Annotated in this window: 15 protein-coding genes; 2 read left to right on the top strand and 13 right to left on the bottom strand. The window is 64.6% G+C overall.

Annotation, left to right across the window (positions count from 1 at the left end):
• Positions 1-26: 26 nt before the first annotated feature.
• Genes AC27GT_RS05005 through trpC form a run of 3 tightly spaced genes read right to left on the bottom strand, consistent with a single transcriptional unit; the run spans position 27 to position 1828 of the window.
• Positions 27-341, bottom strand: coding sequence for a LapA family protein (locus AC27GT_RS05005; RefSeq protein ID WP_015717381.1), 315 nt, complete (start codon positions 339-341; stop codon positions 27-29).
• A 4-nt stretch (positions 342-345) separates the two neighbouring features.
• A complete protein-coding gene (gene hisA, locus AC27GT_RS05000; RefSeq protein ID WP_015717382.1) occupies positions 346-1056 on the bottom strand; it encodes a 1-(5-phosphoribosyl)-5-[(5-phosphoribosylamino)methylideneamino]imidazole-4-carboxamide isomerase in 711 nt (236 codons plus the stop codon).
• Positions 1057-1060: 4 nt separating this feature from the next.
• Complete coding sequence (gene trpC, locus AC27GT_RS04995) at positions 1061-1828, bottom strand: indole-3-glycerol phosphate synthase TrpC (RefSeq protein WP_038028949.1); 768 nt, start codon at positions 1826-1828, stop codon at positions 1061-1063.
• 55 nt (positions 1829-1883) lie between these two features.
• Here trpC and AC27GT_RS04990 point away from each other — a divergent pair, with 55 nt between their 5' ends.
• The gene (locus AC27GT_RS04990; protein WP_015717384.1) at positions 1884-2723 is read left to right on the top strand and encodes a patatin-like phospholipase family protein; all 840 of its coding nucleotides are present in this window, start codon (positions 1884-1886) and stop codon (positions 2721-2723) included.
• A 3-nt stretch (positions 2724-2726) separates the two neighbouring features.
• Here the strand turns inward: AC27GT_RS04990 and AC27GT_RS04985 are convergent, their stop codons facing one another.
• From AC27GT_RS04985 to AC27GT_RS04960, 6 genes are all read right to left on the bottom strand, one after another.
• Positions 2727-3152 carry a hypothetical protein gene (locus AC27GT_RS04985; protein ID WP_015717385.1) on the bottom strand — a complete coding sequence of 142 codons (426 nt, stop codon included), beginning with the start codon at positions 3150-3152 and terminating at the stop codon, positions 2727-2729.
• Between the two features lie 4 nt (positions 3153-3156).
• On the bottom strand, positions 3157-3900 hold the full coding sequence (locus AC27GT_RS04980; protein WP_015717386.1) for an amino acid ABC transporter ATP-binding protein: 744 nt from the start codon (positions 3898-3900) through the stop codon (positions 3157-3159).
• Entirely contained in the window at positions 3897-5870 is a 1974-nt protein-coding gene (locus AC27GT_RS04975; RefSeq protein WP_487223627.1) for a TRAP transporter permease, read from the bottom strand. Before AC27GT_RS04975 ends, AC27GT_RS04980 begins: the two co-directional genes overlap by 4 nt.
• A 55-nt stretch (positions 5871-5925) precedes the next feature.
• Positions 5926-6876, bottom strand: coding sequence for a TAXI family TRAP transporter solute-binding subunit (locus tag AC27GT_RS04970; RefSeq protein WP_219758482.1), 951 nt, complete (start codon positions 6874-6876; stop codon positions 5926-5928).
• 61 nt (positions 6877-6937) lie between these two features.
• The gene (locus AC27GT_RS04965) at positions 6938-7726 is read right to left on the bottom strand and encodes an amino acid ABC transporter permease (RefSeq protein ID WP_028493034.1); all 789 of its coding nucleotides are present in this window, start codon (positions 7724-7726) and stop codon (positions 6938-6940) included.
• A 56-nt stretch (positions 7727-7782) separates the two neighbouring features.
• Positions 7783-8547 (bottom strand): ABC transporter substrate-binding protein, encoded by a 765-nt coding sequence (locus AC27GT_RS04960; protein WP_219758483.1) that lies wholly within the window; start codon positions 8545-8547, stop codon positions 7783-7785.
• A gap of 199 nt (positions 8548-8746) precedes the next feature.
• Between AC27GT_RS04960 and AC27GT_RS04955 the strand changes: the two genes are divergently transcribed.
• Complete coding sequence (locus AC27GT_RS04955; protein WP_267261259.1) at positions 8747-9478, top strand: cytochrome c; 732 nt, start codon at positions 8747-8749, stop codon at positions 9476-9478.
• A gap of 47 nt (positions 9479-9525) precedes the next feature.
• On the opposite strand, the gene glgP is transcribed toward AC27GT_RS04955, so the two are convergent.
• The 4 genes from glgP to rimO are packed head-to-tail and all read right to left on the bottom strand — an operon-like array spanning position 9526 to position 16098.
• Positions 9526-11982, bottom strand: coding sequence for an alpha-glucan family phosphorylase (gene glgP, locus AC27GT_RS04950; RefSeq protein ID WP_219758485.1), 2457 nt, complete (start codon positions 11980-11982; stop codon positions 9526-9528).
• A 17-nt stretch (positions 11983-11999) separates the two neighbouring features.
• The gene (locus AC27GT_RS04945; protein ID WP_015717392.1) at positions 12000-13472 is read right to left on the bottom strand and encodes a TrkH family potassium uptake protein; all 1473 of its coding nucleotides are present in this window, start codon (positions 13470-13472) and stop codon (positions 12000-12002) included.
• Entirely contained in the window at positions 13444-14781 is a 1338-nt protein-coding gene (gene trkA, locus AC27GT_RS04940; RefSeq protein ID WP_015717393.1) for a Trk system potassium transporter TrkA, read from the bottom strand. Before trkA ends, AC27GT_RS04945 begins: the two co-directional genes overlap by 29 nt.
• Before the next feature lie 12 nt (positions 14782-14793).
• Positions 14794-16098, bottom strand: coding sequence for a 30S ribosomal protein S12 methylthiotransferase RimO (rimO, locus tag AC27GT_RS04935; RefSeq protein ID WP_487223626.1), 1305 nt, complete (start codon positions 16096-16098; stop codon positions 14794-14796).
• Positions 16099-16100 lie beyond the last annotated feature (2 nt).

Genomic DNA, 16100 nt, shown 5'->3' with positions numbered 1-16100 from the left:
TTCCCTATCCCCCAGAGTGGGGATCGCTACACCTCTTCCCGATCGGGGATTCTGGGAATCTCCTCAATGCGCTCCCGCTTTAAGGCGTTGACCTCGCCCTGAAGCCGCCGCACCTCCCTGAGAAGGGCGCGCCTTTCCCCCACGCCCCAAAGCCAAAGAACCAGGGCATACACTCCCCCCACCAAAAACCCCAGGGCATAGGCCCCCGGAAGAAGGTAGTAAAGGGGCCAGGAACCCAAGGGCGTGGGCACCTCCAGGAAGGGGAAGGCCAGGTACAGGTAAAACCCCGCTCCCGCCACCCCCAGGGTGACGAGGAGAAACACCCAGTGGGCCAGCTTCATGGCCTTAGAATACCCCCTCTTTGTAGTCGGAAAGGCGCACGCGCCCCTCGTATAGGGCCTTGCCCAAAAGGGCACCCTCCACCCCCAGGCGCTTTAAACCTAAAAGGTCCTCCGGGCCAGCGATCCCCCCGCCCGCGATGAGCTCATGGGGCCAAGCCTCCCGCACCCGGGCCACCACCTCCAGGTCCAAGCCCTTCAGGGTCCCATCCCGCCGGACATCGGTGTAGATCACCGTGCGCACTCCCATGGCTTCCCAACGCCCAAGGAGGTCCAGGGCGGAAAGGGAAGCAGCCTCCTGCCAACCTGAGACCACCACCTCGAGGCCCCGGGCATCCAAGGCCACCGCTAGCCTTTCAGGCCCCACCTCCGCCAACATGGCTTCCAAGAGAGCAGGATGCTTCACCGCCACCGTGCCCACCACCACCCGGGAAGCCCCCAGCAGGAGGATCTCCCGGAGAACCTCCAGGGAACGCACCCCACCCCCCACCTCAAAGGGAATGCGTATCCCCTGGGCGATCCGCCGGAGGGCCTCGAGGTTATCCCCCTTTCCCAGGGCCCGGTCCAGGTCCACCAGGTGCAGGAGCCTGGCCCCCTCTTCCTGCCAGCGCAAGGCGGCCGCCACCGGATCCCCGTACGGGGTTTCCCGCCCCGGGTCCCCCTCGTAAAGCCGGACCGCCTTGCCCCCCTTCAGGTCCACGGCGGGAATCAGCAACATGGGGCTATCCTACCAGCGCCCTCAGGGCTTCCTCCAGATCAGGGCTTTTCATGAGGCTGGTGCCGATGAGCACGGCGTCGAAAAGCCCCTCCAGGGGCCTCAGCTCCTCCCGGCGGGAATAGCCCGACTCCGCCACCAAGACCCCGCCAAAGCCAGCCTCCCGGGCCAAGCGGCCAAGCCTCGGGGCCGTGGTGAGGTCTATCTGCAGGGTGGTGAGGTTCCGGTTGTTGATGCCCACCATCTCCGCCCCCGCCTCGAGGGCCAGCTCCAGCTCCCTTTCCGTGTGCACCTCCACCAGGGCATCCAGGCCAAGGCGCCTCGCCTCCTCCAGGTAGACCCCGGTGAGTTCCCCCAAAAGGGCCACGATGAGGAGAACCGCGCTGGCCCCGTAGGCCCTGGCCTCCTTGAGCATGAAGGGATCCACCACGAAGTCCTTGCGCAGCAGGGGTAGGTCCACCGCCTGGCGGACCCTAAGAAGGTCCTCGAGGCTGCCCCCAAAGTAATGGGGCTCGGTGAGGACGCTGATGGCCCGGGCCCCGCCCCGCTGGTAGGCCAGGGAAGCTGCCACGGGATCCAGCGCCCTTATGGCCCCTTCCGAGGGGCTCGACTTCTTCACCTCGGCGATCACGGAAAGCCCTGGCTGAAGCAGGGCCTCCCGGAAGGAAGGCACCGTCTCAGGCGCAGGGGGAAGGGGATAGGGAACCACCTCTTCCGCCCGCCTGCGGGCAATCTCCCCTAGCACACCGGGAACCCTACTCAAGTGGGGGCGCATGCCCTCGTTATACCATGCCTTCATAGGATGCCTTTTTACGTGTAGGGTAAGGATTGTGCGAGGGGTAGCCTTGGCCTTAGGAGGCGGCGGCGTTCGCGGGTACGCCCACCTGGGGGTGCTGGCGGTTTTGGAGGAGGCCGGAATACCCATCCGAGGCCTTGCGGGAAGCTCCGCCGGTGCCTTGGCGGCCGCCGCCTACGCCTTCGGCCACAAGGATCCCTGGAGGGTTCACGAGGCCATCTTTGACCAGGAGATCGCCGGGCTTCGCCAGGGAGGAAACCTCCGCACCCTGGCCAGGCTCTTCACCGCCTTCCGGCGCCCCCATCTTTTTGAAGCGGAAAGGATCGCCCTGGGGTTACAGCGCCTCTTCGGGGAGGCCCGCCTCGAGGCCAGCTCCATCCCCTTAGCCATCCAGGCGGCAGACCTCCTCACGGGGGAACGGGTAATCCTCCGCCAGGGCCCGGTGTGGAAGGCGGTTCTCGCCAGCATGGCCATTCCTGGCCTCTTCCCTCCCGTGCCCTGGGAGGGAAGGCTTTTGGTGGATGGGGACGTGGTGGAAAAGGTGCCGGTGCGGGCGGCTAAGGAGCTTTTCCCCAAGGTGGTGGCCGTGGATGTATCCAACCCTCCACCCAAGGAAGGGCCAAAAACGGCCCTGGAGGCAGCGCTTTTAGCCGGGGAGGCGAGCCGCAGGCGCCTGAAGGACCTGGCCCTGCAGGGGGCTGACCTGGTCATCGCCCTCAATCCCCCCATGGCCATCGGCACCTTCGACCACGAGGCCCTCCCCTTGGTCTACCAGCTCGGGCAGAAGCGGGCCAGGGAACACCTCGAGGGGATCAAGGCTCTTTCCCGGGTGCGCCTAAAGGATGTGGCCCGGGCCCTGAGGCTTTCCCAATAGAAACTACTTTCTGGCCAGCAAGGCCCGTTCCGAGCGGTACCAAAGGTACAAAAACCCAAGGGCCCCGAGGAGAAAAAGCAGAAAACCTCCTGGCCAAAGGAGGAGGCCCATCACCCCCAAAAAGAAGAAGAGGGCTCCCCCCAAACCCACCACCCGCAAGGGGGTGAGGGGCTCCTCCCCCTCCCGTTGCCAACTGGCCTCCGCCTGAAAAAGAAGCCATAAAGCGCCTCCCAGGGCCAAGGCCCAAAGCAGGGGGTGGGATGCCCGGGGCACCACCCAGGCCAGGAGAAGGAGCACCCCCCCTTGAAGAACCAGGAGGAAACCCGCATAAAGCCTAAGGCCACGAAGGCGCAAGGAAAAAGGGGCCTTCGGATCCAGGAGGGCTTCCAAAAGCCCCCAAAGACCTTCTTTGCGCTCGGGTGCAGGCATGGATCTAGTGGTGCAAGACCCGTTGCAGGAAGGCCCGGGTCCTCTCCTCCCTGGGGGAGGAGAAGATCCCCTCCGGCCTCCCCTCCTCCACAATCTGACCCCCGTCCATGAAGATCACCCGGTCCGCCACCTCCCGGGCAAACCCCATCTCGTGGGTCACCACCAGCATGGTCATACCCCCTCGGGCCAGGTCCCGCATCACGTCCAACACCTCCCCCACCATCTCCGGGTCCAACGCACTGGTGGGCTCGTCAAACAGCATCACCTTGGGCTCCATGGCCAAGGCCCGGGCTATGGCCACCCGCTGCTGCTGGCCCCCGGATAGCTGCCCCGGGTACTTCCTCGCCTGGTCCAGGATCCCCACCCGCTCCAAAAGCTCCAAGGCCTTCCGCTCCGCCCGCTCCCGGGACCAGCCCCTCACCCGCATGGGGGCCAGGGTGATGTTCTCCAGCACCGTCATGTGGGGGAAGAGGTTGAACTGCTGGAAGACCATCCCCACCTCCCGCCGCACCTCCTTGAGGGCCCGCTCCTCCTTCACGTTGTGGCCGTCCACCACCACCTCCCCCTCCTGGAAGTCCTCCAGGCGGTTGATGCAGCGGATCAGGGTGCTCTTCCCCGAGCCCGAGGGACCGATGATCACCAGCTTCTCCCCAGGGGCCACCTCCAAATGGATCCCCTTGAGCACGTGCAGGGTACCAAACCACTTGTGCAGGTTGTGGATGCGGATGATGGGGTCCACCGCCTTCATTTTCGCACCCGTTGCATGGCGTAGACCAGGAGGAAGAGGGCCAGACCGATGGCATCCGTGAGAAGGCCCGGTATCACCAAGGTGAGGGCCGCCGCCATGAGCAGGGCCCTCTCCAAGAGGGTGGTGCGCTTGTGCAGGAAGCCCACCAGGCTGGCGCTGAAGGCCGTCATGCCCAAGAGGGCGGAAAGAACGATCCACACCCCCTCCACCACGCTTTCCACTCCCAACAAGAGGAGCTTGGGGCTGAAGAAGAACATGTAGGCGAGGAGGGCGGTGCGAAGCTCGTACACGAAGCCCTGAACCGCCGTCTTCCAGAAATCGGACCTGGCGATGGCGCTGGCCGCGTAGGCGGCCAAGGCCACCGGGGGCGTGGAGTCCGCCATGATGCCGAAGTAGAAGACGAACATGTGGGCGGCCACGGGCGGCACCGCATAGCCCGCTTTCTCCGCCAGCTGAAGCACCACCGGCACCACCAAGGAGGCCATGACGATGTAGTTGGCGGTGGTGGGAAGACCCATGCCGAGAAGGAGGCTGGTGAACTGGGCCAGGATGAGGACCAGGATCAGATTCCCCCCCGATAAGCGTTCCACGATGTCCGTGAGGCCAAAGCCAATCCCGGTCATGGTGACGATGCCCACGATGACCCCGGCGCTGGCCGTGGCCAAGGCGATGCCCACCATGCCCCGGGCACCCGCCTCGAGGCCCTCCAGAATGAGCCTTCCCCCCCTAAGAAGGCCGAAGCCGAGCCCGGTTCCCGCCCGATAGGCCCGCCACACCTCCTGGACCAGGATGAGGACCAGCATGAGGAAGATGGTGTTCAAGGCTGCCCGCTCGGGGGTCAGGCGCAGGGCCACCAGGGCGTAGATCAGGTAGACAAGGGGCAGAAGGTAGTGAAGGCCCGAGCGCAGAATAGGACCCACGGGGGGTAGCTCCGACCTGGGTACCCCCTTGAGACCCAGCTGCAGGGCCTCGAGGTGCACGGTGATGAAAAGGGTGGCGTAGGCCAGAATGGCGGGGATGACCGCGATCAGGATGAGCTGGCTATAGGGGATGCCCAGGAACTCCGCCATGATGAAGGCCGCAGCCCCCATGACCGGAGGCATGAGCTGCCCGTTGGAGGAGGAGGCCACCTCCACTGCCCCGGCTTTCTCCGGCGGATACCCCACCCGCTTCATCAAGGGGATGGTGAAGGTGCCCGTGGTGACCACGTTGGAAACGGAACTGCCCGAAACCACCCCCGTGAGGGCGCTGGCCACCACCGCCGCCTTGGCGGGCCCCCCGCGGAAGTGGCCCAACAGGGCGTAGGCCACCTGGATGAAGAAATGCCCCGCCCCGGCTTTTTCCAAGAGGGCGCCAAAGAGGACGAAGAGAAACACAAAGGTGGCGGAAACCCCCAAGGGTACCCCCCAGATGCCCTCGGCGGTGGTGTAGAGCTGCCCCATGAGCTGCCCCCACTGGCTGCCCGCATGGAGCTGGAGCCAGGAGGGAAGGGTAAAGGGCAGAAGCCCCTTGGGCCCGGTAAGGGCGTAGAGGACGAACACCGAGGCAATGATGGGCAGCGCAGGCCCCACCACCCGCCAGGCAGCCAGGAAGAGAACCCCAAGGGTCAGGGTCCCCATGAAGACATCCCGCTGGCTGGGGATACCCCCCCGGAGCTGGGTGATCCCGTAGTAATCCCAGACCACGTAGAGAGCCCCGGCTACTCCCAAGAGGGCCATACCCCAGTCCAGGAGGGGAATGCGCTCCCGTGGTCCCCGCCTCCCCGGGTAGGCCAAAAAGGCTAGGGCCAAGGCGAAGGCCAGGTGGACCGCCCTGAGCCGCATGGGGTCCAGGGTACCCAGCTCGGTGGCCCAAAGCTGAAAGAGGCTCCAGGCCACCCCCAGGCCGAAGAGCACATATCGGCCCGCCCCCTTGAGCCTTCGCCCCCCTAGCTCGGTTTCCTCCACCAAAAGCGAGGCGTCCTTCTCCATACTTCCTCCAGGCAAAGGGGGCCCCAGGCGGGGCCCCCTGGGCTCAGCCAGGAGCCTACTTGAGGACTCCTACCTCCTTATAGAACCGCTCCGCACCAGGGTGCAGGGGAATGGGCAGGCCCTTCACCGCCTTCTGCAGGCTGAAGAAGCGCTCCAGGTTGGGGTGGATCTTCTTGAAGACCTCCTGGTTGCCGAACACCGCCTTCATGAACTTGTACACGGTATCGGCGGATAGCTTCTCCGAGGCGATCAGCATGGCCTGCACCGCCACCGTGGGCGTGGTGACCTCCACTCCCTTGTAGGTACCCCCGGGGATGTTGAAGCCCACGTAGAAGGGGTACTTCTTGGCGATGGCCTGGATCTTACCCAGGTCCACCGCCACCAGGGTGATGGGGGTGGTGAGGGCCAGTTGCTGGATGGCGCTGGCCCCCAGGCCCACCGTGTAGAAGAGGGCATCCGCCCGCTTATCCTGCATGAGCTGGATGCCCTGGGTGGCGCTCACCCGGATAGCCTGGCCCAGGTCCTCAAACCGGAGGCCGTAGGCCTCGAGGATCTGCCGGGCATTTTGCTCGGTACCCGAACCCACATCGCCCACCACCACCCGCTTGCCCTTGAGGTCCGCCACGGTGCGGATGCCCGCATCCGCCCGGGCCACGATATGGATGACCTCCGGGTAAAGGGCCGCCAAAGCGCGGATGCCCTTCACGGGCTTCCCATCGAAGGCAGCGATGCAACATCCCTGATAAGCGTAGTAAGCGATGTCGTTTTGCGCCAAAGCCATCTCGAACTCCCCGGCGGCGATGGCGTTGATGTTGGCCACGCTACCCCCGGTGGAGCGGGCGTTAGCCCGAATGCCTACACCCGCATCGTTCACCAGCTTGGCCATACCCGTGGCCACGGGAAAGTAGACCCCCGTGGTGGAACCCGAGCCGATGGTGACGAACTCCTGGGCTAGGCTCAAGCCCAGGAAGGCGATCCCTGCCAATAACATATTCCTTAGCCGCATAACCTTACACCTCCTTTATGCCGCAGGCAGTATACCCGTAGCCCCTTCCCCTCCACAAGCCCTACCTCCCCGCCACCTGGAGCCTCCGCTCCAAAAGATTTGTGAAGAAGGTGAGCACGGTGGTCAGGAGGAGGTAAATGGCCGCCACCGCCAGGTAGACCTCCACGGGCCGGAAGGTGGCCGAGATGATGCGCTGCCCGGAGAGGGCCAGCTCGGTAAGGGCGATGACGCTGGCCAGGGAGGAATCCTTGAGAAGGGCCACCACGTTGTTGACCAAGGGAGGTACCACGATGCGCAAGGCCTGGGGCAGGATCACGAAGCGCATGGTGTCCGCCGGGGAAAGCCCGAGGGACCAGGCGGCCTCCCACTGCCCCTTGGGAATGGCCTGGATGCCCGCCCGGACCACCTCGGCGTTATACGCCCCCACGTTGAAGGAAAGGGCGATAAAGGCCGCCCAGTAGGGGGTGAGAACCTGCTGGGCCTCGGGCCAGAGGGGCTGAAGCAGGAGGGGCAAGGCATTGTAGGCAAAGAGGATCTGCACCAAAAGGGGCGTGCCCCGGGTAACCCAGATGTAAAAGCTGGCGGGAAGCCGCACCCACAAACGCCGGGATAGGCGGAACATCCCGGCGAACACCCCGATGACCAGCCCTGCCAGGCTGGAGATCAAGGTGAGCTTTAAGGTGATCTCCGCACCCAAGGCCATGGCCTGGCCTGCGGAAGCCGCCCGGTCAGGTCCAAAGCCAGTAAGAAGGAAGTAGCGCTCTAGCACCACGCCCAACAGGGCGAACAAGCCGAAATACCCCCCAAGGAGGAGGGCCAGGAGCAAGAAGACCCGCAACCAAGATGGCATCTTCGCGGCAGGAAAAGGGCCCAGGGCAACCCCTTCACCCCGGGCCCGGGACTGGCCTACTTACAGCGCACGTCCTCGCCGAACCACTTCTTGCTGATCTGGGCGTAGGTACCGTCCTTCATCAGGTCGGCCAGGGCCTGGTTAAGAGCCTGGAGCACGCTCTTATTGCCCTTGGCCACGGCCATGGCCACCCTTTCCTGGAAGACCAGCTCCCCAAGCTGGAGGGTATTCTCCAGCTTCCGCTCCTTGATGGCCTCCTTGGCCACGAACCGGTCGGTGATCCAGGCGTCCAGGCGGCCCGAGAGGAGGTCCTGAAGGGCATCGGGGTCCTTCTGGTAGGTACGCACCTGCTTGATGCCGGGAATCTTCTGAGCAGCTTCCATATAGGTGGTGCCGATCTGCACCCCCACCACCTTGCCCTGAAGCTCCTTGGCCGTCTTGGGGCCTCCCTTCTTGCTCACGATGATGCCGCCCGTGCAGTAATGGGGGTTGGTGAAGTCCACGGCCTTGGCCCGTTCCTCAGTGATGCCGTGGGAGGCGATCACGAAGTCAAACCGGCCCTGGTTCAGCTGGATGAGAAGGCTATCAAAGGCCTGGGTGATCCACACGGGCTTCAGCCCCAGTTTTTGGGCTATGGCGTTGCCCAGGTCGATCTCAAACCCCACCAGCTGGTTCTTCTCGTCAAAGTAGTTGAAAGGGGGGAAAGCCCCTTCCGTGCCGATGCGGATCTCGCCCGAGCGCTTGATCTGATCCAAGGTCCGCACCTGAGCGAAGGCCACGGCTAACCCTAGTACCCCAAGCAGCAAGAGAATCCTTTTCATGCTCACCCTCCCTGATGCACGGGCCGATTATACCGGGTGCGCCCTGGGGGTCAAGGGAAAAGGGAAAACCACCCGGATGCGAGGCTTCCTTAAGCAGGGTGCTAGGTTATGGGAGAGCTGGAGGAGCGCTTAGGACATAAGTCCCATGGGATCGGTGCCATACTTTAAGTGCCCCACCATGGGGGAAAGGAGGTAGGATATGCGCGGGTTCTGGTTTGTAGCCCTTTTATTGGGGAGCCTGTTGTTGGCGGCGCAGGGGCAAACGGGCATCGATCCCTGGAGGATTCAGCGGGGCGGGCAACTCTACGATCACTGGATCAAGGCCAAAGGCGTGCAAACCCCGGCGGGTGACCACCCCCTTTGGGCCCTCCAGACCACCAATACCCGGAAGGGCACCGACACCTGGCGGTGCAAGGAGTGCCACGGCTGGGACTATCTGGGTAAGGATGGAGCTTATGGCTCTGGATCCCACTACACGGGATTCGTGGGGGTGCTCCAGGTCCGGGGCAAGACCCTCGAGGAAATCGTTGCCCTCCTGAAGGGTGCCAGCAACCCCAAGCACGACTTCAGCCCCTACTTAAGCCAGGAGGACCTCGAGGACCTTGCCCTTTTCCTCAAGTACGGCACCCTGGACATGCGTACCTTGATCGACTACAAGGCCAAAAAGCCTCTCCGCGGGGATCTCGTGGCGGGGAAGGCGGTGTACCGGGTCTGTGCCTCCTGCCATGGCCAGGATGGCCGGGCCGTCAACTTCAGCACCCCGGAAAACCCTGAATACGTGGGTACCTTGGCCAAGGAGAACCTGCAGGAAGTCCTCCACAAGGTCCTGAACGGCCAACCCGGGAACTTTGTCATGCCCGGGTTCTCCTTCCTGAGCCCTGCCCAGCTCCAAGACCTCCTCTCCTACCTGCAGACCCTACCCGAGAAATAAGGCAACCGCCAGAGCCCCCGCCCTGGCTTTGCCAGGGTGGGGTGGCCTTAAGCCCACCGCACCCACTCCACCCGGCCCGTCACGGGATGCCTGAGGGCCATGCGCACCCCGTAGGCGTAGCTTCCCGGCCGGGAAGGGCGGTAGGCCACCTCGAACCATCCCGATGCCTCCTCCATGGGCACCACTTCCAGCCCCCCGCCTGCGCGGCGCACCACCAGCTGGACCTCGAGGAAAGGCCTTAGGGACTCCGGCACCTTCCCCTCCAGGTAAGCCCGCGCCCGCAAGGGCTCCCCATTCAAGGTCAGGTCCCCTGGAACCTCCACCCGGAGGGCCAAACCATAAAAAGCAGGCAAGGCCTGGTGGAAGGCGCGCAGCACCTCCTCTTCCCCTCTGGCCTTCCCCGCCCACTCCTGCCCCCTTTGGTAAAGGGCCAGGTACTCCCGCACCATACGGGCGGCGCTGAACCTCGGGCCCACGGTGCGGAGGCTTTCGTGGACCATGGAAAGCCACCCCGAGGAGTAGCCCTCGGGCCCCTTGGCGTAGAAAAGGGGGAGCACCTCCCCCTCCAGCACGTCGTACAGGGCCTGGGCGTCGGCCATGTCCTGGGCCTCCTCGTTCTCGTAGACCCGTTCGTCGCCGATGGCAAAACCGTTTTTTCCGTTGTAGGCCTCAGCCCACCAGCCGTCCAGGACGCTTAAGTTCAAGACCCCGTTCAACGCCGCCTTCATCCCGCTGGTGCCCGAGGCCTCCATGGGCCTCCGGGGGGTGTTGAGCCAGACATCGCAGCCGTGAACCAAAACCCGGGCCAGGTACATGTCGTAGTCCTCCAGGACCACCATGCGGTCCTCGAGGCCGTACTCCTTGATCTTGGCCACCAGCTCCTGGAGGTAAGCCTTGCCGGGCTCGTCCTTGGGATGAGCCTTGCCTGCAAAGACAAACTGCACGGGATAAGGCCCCTGGAGGATGCGGAGGAGGCGCTCGGGATCCTTGAACAGCAACACGGCCCGCTTGTAGGTGGCGAAGCGGCGGGCGAAGCCGATGGTGAGGGCCTCGGGGTCCAGGATGCGCTCCGCCTGGCGGAGGCGGCTTGGGCTTTCCCCGTTCCGGCGGCGTTGCTCGTAGAGGCGGGAGCGCACCTCCCGCACCAGCTCAGCCCTGAGGTCCCGGTGGATGCGCCAAAACTCCTCCCCCAACCCCTCCACCCTCCAGGTGGCGGGGTCCTCAGGATGCCGCAGCCAGTCAGGACCAAACACCTCCGCGTAATGGCGGCGTAGCCTGGGGTGGAGGAAGGTCCAGGTGTGGACCCCATTGGTGATGTGGCCGATGGGCACCTCCTCCCGCAAAAGCTCCGGCCAGAGGTGGTGGAACATCTCCCGGGAAACCTCCCCGTGGAGGCGGGAAACCCCACCCGCCTGGGCGCTGGTCCTAAGGGCCAGGTTGGACATGGAAAAGACCTTGCCCCAAGGCTTCTCCTCGAGGCCCAGGGCGAAAAAGCCCTCCTTGTCCACGCCCAGCTTTTCCCAGAAACCCAAGAGATACCGTTCCACAAGCTCCAGGGGGAAGGCGTCGTGCCCCGCGGGTACCGGGGTATGGGTGGTGAAAAGAGCCCCGGCCCGGGCCAGTTCCAAAGCCACCGGGAAGGTATACCCCTCGGCCACCAGCTCCCGCACCCTCTCCAGGCCCAGGAAGGCCGAGTGCCCTTCGTTCATGTGGAAGACCTGGGGGTTAAGCCCCAAGGCCCGTAGCAGCCTGATCCCCCCGATCCCCAAGACCATCTCCTGCTGGATGCGCATCTCCAGACCGGGAGCATAAAGCCTGGCGGTGATGGCCCGATCCTCCGGGGCATTTTCCGGAAGATCGGCAGTGAGGAGGTATACGGGCACGGCACCCACCTGCACCCGAAAGGCTCCAAGCCAGACCTTACGCCCCGGAAACTCCACCCCCACCCTTAAGGGATGACCCTCCCGGTCCTGCACGGGCAGAAGGGGTAGCTCTTCCGGATGCAGGGTTTCGTACACCTCCACCTGGGCTCCCTCCGGGGAAAGGCGCTGGTGGAAGTAGCCCTCGTGGTAGAAGATCCCCACCCCCACCAGGTTCAAGCCCAGGTCGCTGGCCGCCTTGATGTGATCCCCGGCCAGCACGCCAAGCCCCCCCGCATAGATGGGCAAGGAGCTATGGAAGCCGTATTCCGCGGAGAAATACGCGCTGAGAGGCCCTTCCTTCACTTCCCGTTCCTTGAGGTAAGCCTCCAAAGCCGCCACCACCGCCTGGACCCGGGCGGGATAGGTGCTCCCCGCCAGGGCCTCGAGGCGGGCGGGGTCCACTTCCAAGAGCAACTTGACCGGGTTGCCGCGGAAACGCTTCCAAAGCAAGGAATCTATCTCCTGGAAAAGCTCTGCCGCCTCCGGATTCCAACTCCACCAAAGGTTATAGGCCAGCTTCCTCAAACCCCTAAGGGCCTCGGGAAGCTCGGGCATGGCGGTAAGACGCCCCAGTACCTTCATGGGGTGGATTATACCCTTCACCGAAGCCGCCGCCAGAGCTCCGGGCTGAAGAGGAGGACCACGGGAAGGATCTCTATCCGCCCCGCCCACATCTGGAAGATGAGGACCACCTTGGAAACAGGATGGAGTTCCGCATAGGAACCCATGGGGCCCACCGTCCCCAGCCCCGGCCCGATGTTGCCGATGGCCTGGGCGCTGGCGGTAAAGGCCTCCACAAAACTCCCCTCCAAAAGGGCCAGGGTCAGGGTGCCGAAGCCAAAGAGAAGGGTGTAAAGGAAGATGAAAACGGAAACCTGCCGCAAGGCCTCCTCGGAAACCACCCGCTGTCCCAGGCGCAGGGGAAGGACCGCCCTGGGGTGCAGGGTGCGGGTGATCTCCCGCCTGAGAAGCCCGAAAAGCAAAAGCCAGCGCACCACCTTGATGCCCCCCGCCCCCGAGCCCGCGCTTCCCCCCACGAACATGAGGAGCACCAGGATGGCCTGGGCCGGCACCACCCACTGGGCGAAGTCCACGCTGGCAAAACCCGTGGTGGTCACGATGGAGATCACCTGGAAGAAGGCATGGCGGAGGCTGGCCTCGAGGCTGTACATGTGGTGGGTGTAGAGGTAAAGGGAAAGCAGTAAACCCGCAAGGAGCACCAGCAGGGCATAGGCCCGGAACTCCGCATCCCTGAAGAGGGGTTTGACCTCCCGTCCGAAGAACAGCCGGTACTGGAGAAGGAAGTTCACCCCCGCCAGGAACATGAAGAGGCTACCCAGCCACTGGGCCAGGAGGGGGTAGGCGGCAAAGCTTTGCGGGTTGGGGCTGAACCCTCCCGCCGGGGTGGTGGTGAGGGCGTTGGCCAAGGCCTCAAAGACGGGTACGCCCGCCCACCAGTAGGCCAGGAAGGCCAAGGCGGTCAGGGTCAGGTACACCCGCAAGACCGCCTGGGCGGTGTGCCGTAGCCTGGGCGTAAGCTTCTCCTTCTCCACCCCCGTGCTCTCGGCGAAAAAGGCCTGGCGGCCCGCCACCTGAAGCTGGGGAAAGACCACCAGGAAGAGCACCACGATGCCGATACCCCCCATCCACTGGGTGAAGCTTCTCCAGAGAAAAAGGCTCTTGCCAAACTGCCCGAAATCCGAAAGCACCGTGGCCCCGGTGGTGGTAAAGCCGGAAACCGCCTCAAAAAGAGCGTCCAGGTAGTCCAGCCCCCCCGAGATCCAGTAGGGTATCGCCCCCAAGGCGGGCACCAAAAGCCAAAGCAGGGCCACGGCGGCAAAGACCTCGGCCCGGTGCGGCTGGGCCTCCGCATGCCCCACCCCCTGCAGGGCCTTGCCCAACCCCACCCCCAGCACCGTCCCCAAAAGAAACCCCCGGGCGTCCTCCCCCCAGCCCAGGGCCAGGAGGGCGAAGGCCAGCATGAGAAGGCCAAAGCCCTGGTAGGTAAGGCCCAGGAGGTAGAGGCTGGAGCGAAACCCCTGCCTAGCCGACGACACGGGCCACGGCTTCATCCGCCACCTCCCGGGCCACCACCAAAAAGAGCCGGTCGTTGGGCAGGGCCTCGAGGTCCTCGCGGTAGAGCATCACCCGATGGTCCCGCTCCAGGGCCACCGGGGCCACCTGGGGCGTGGCCAGGGTGCTCAGGTACCGGGGCCTGAAGTTCTCCGGAAGCTCCACCTCCAGCAGCTCGATGTTCTCGTCCATGGTGGACACATGCTCCACGTTCTCGGGTCCCAGGTAGTCCAAGACCGCCCGCACCGCCGCCTGGCGGGGCGTGAGGGGCAGGTCTATGCCCACCTGCTCAAAGAGCCTTCGGGTTTCCGAGCGGGACACCCGGGTGATCACCTTACCCACCCCAAGCTGCTTGGCCAGGAGGGAGGCCAGGAGGTTCTTCTCGTCGTTGTCGGTCACCGCCACCACCGCATCGGCTTCCTGCAATCCCTCCGCCTCCAGAAGCTCCAGGTCGGTACCATCCCCTTGGATGATGAGGGCACCGGGAAGCTCCTGGGAAAGCCACTCGCACCGTTCGCGGCTGGGCTCGATGATCACCACCTCGAGGCGCCGCCTTAGAAGCTCCTGGGCCACCATGAAACCCACGTTTCCCCCACCGATGACCATTACCCTGCGCACGCCCCGCCCCGTGGCGAAGTAGGCCTCCAGCTCAGGGAAAGCCCTTAGGGTGGTGACGAAAAGGATCTTGTCCCCGGGCTCCAGGATGACCTCGGGATACTCCGGGTGGGCGAAGCTCCAAAAGGTTCCATCCCGCACCAACCCCACCACCAGGACCCCCTCCGGCCAGGGAAGCTCGGATAGAAGCCGGTGGGCGTAGGGCCCTCCTTCCTTCACCCGGTACTCCACGAAGCGGAGCCGCCCCTCCGCCAGCACCTCGGTGTCCACGGCCCCGGGAACCAGGATCACCTCCACGATCTCCCTGGCCATGGCCCTTTGCGGCCAGAGGACCTTATCGATGCGGGTACCCAGGATCTCGGCGGTGCGGGGATCGGTGAGCACCTCCACGTACCCTCCCTTGCCCACGAAGCACAGGGTTTCCTTGGCCCCAAGGCCCTTGGCCAGAAGGGAGGCCAGCAGGTTCACCTCATCGGAATCCGTGCTGGCGATGAAGAGGTCCGCCCGGTCCACCCCCGCCTCCCTAAGGGCGTCGGGGTCGGTGGCCCCGCCCACCACCACCTTCACGTCCAGATGGGCGAAGCGCTCCTTGGCCTGAGGGTTGCGGTCCAGAACCACCACCTCATGGGCTTTTTCCAGGGTGCGGGCCAGCTCCCCGCCCACCTCCCCGCCCCCGGCGATGACGATGTACATACCGCTCCTATCCTAAACCTGGACCCCGTAAAGGTCGTAGGTATCCGCCCGGGTTATCCGAACCGGGATCCTCTCCCCCACCCGGGTCGTGCCGTCGGTTTCCACGTAGACCAGCCCGTCTATGCCCGGGGAATCCCGATAGCTCCGGCCCACGGCCAAGCCGGGCTCCGGAAGCTCGTCCACCAGGACCTCGAGGGTCTTCCCCACGAAGCTTTGGTTCTTTCGCAGGCTGATTTCCGCCTGCACCTCCATGAGCCTGGCCTTCCGTTCCTCCTTGACCTCCTCGGGGACATGGCCCGAAAGGGCGTTGGCCTCGGCTCCCTCCACCGGGGAATAGGTGAAGACCCCCACCCGGTCCAGCTCCGCCTCCTGCAAAAAGTCCAGGAGGATCTGGAAGTCCTCCTCCGTCTCCCCCGGGAAGCCCACGATGAAGCTGGAGCGGATGGCGAGCTCCGGCACCACCTCCCGCCAGGCCTTTAGGGTCTTCAGGTGGCTTTGGTACCCCCCCGGACGGCGCATGAGGCGGAGGATCCGCTCCGAAGCATGCTGTAGGGGCACATCCAAGTAGGGAAGCACCTTGCCCTCGGCCATGAGGGGCAGAAGCTCCCGCACGTGGGGGTAGGGGTAAACGTAGTGAAGCCGTATCCAGGCTCCAAGCTCCGCCATGTGGGAAAGAAGGTCCTTAAGCTCCGCCTTCACCAGGCGGTCACCCCAGAAGCTTTCCCGGTGGCGGAGGTCCACCCCGTAGGCGGAGAGATCCTGGGCGATGAGGAGGAGTTCCCGGGTGCCCGTGGCCACCAGCCGGGCGGCCTCCGCTAGGACCTCCCCGGCGTCGCGGGAGCGCAAGCCTCCCCTCAGCTTGGGGATGATGCAGAAGCTACAGCGGTGGTCGCATCCCTCGGAAAGCTTCAGGTAAGCGTAGTGCCGGGGAGTGAGCTTCACCTGGGGCGGGATGAGGTCCAAAAGAGGGTTGCGGGGTGCGGGAAGCACCTCCTGCACGGCCTGCAAAACCCGCTCCACCTCCCCGGGGCCGGTGACTTCCAGCACATTGGGGTACCTTTCCCGGATCACCTCGGGCCTGGCCCCCAGGCATCCCGTCACCACCACCTTGCCGTTTTCCCGCAAGGCCTCCCCGATGGCCTCGAGGCTCTCCTCAATGGCCGGGGTAATGAAGCCGCAGGTGTTCACCACTACCAGCTCCGCCTCCTCGTAGGTGGCACTGGTTTCGTAGCCGAGGGCCTTCAGCCGGGAAAGGATCTGTTCCGAGTCCACCAGGGCCTTGGGGCAGCCCAGGCTCACAAAGCCGATCTTCGCCATAG

The sequence above is a fragment of the Thermus sp. KWY1 genome (assembly GCF_057547025.1).
This window is presented reverse-complemented; position numbering and strand designations above follow the sequence as displayed.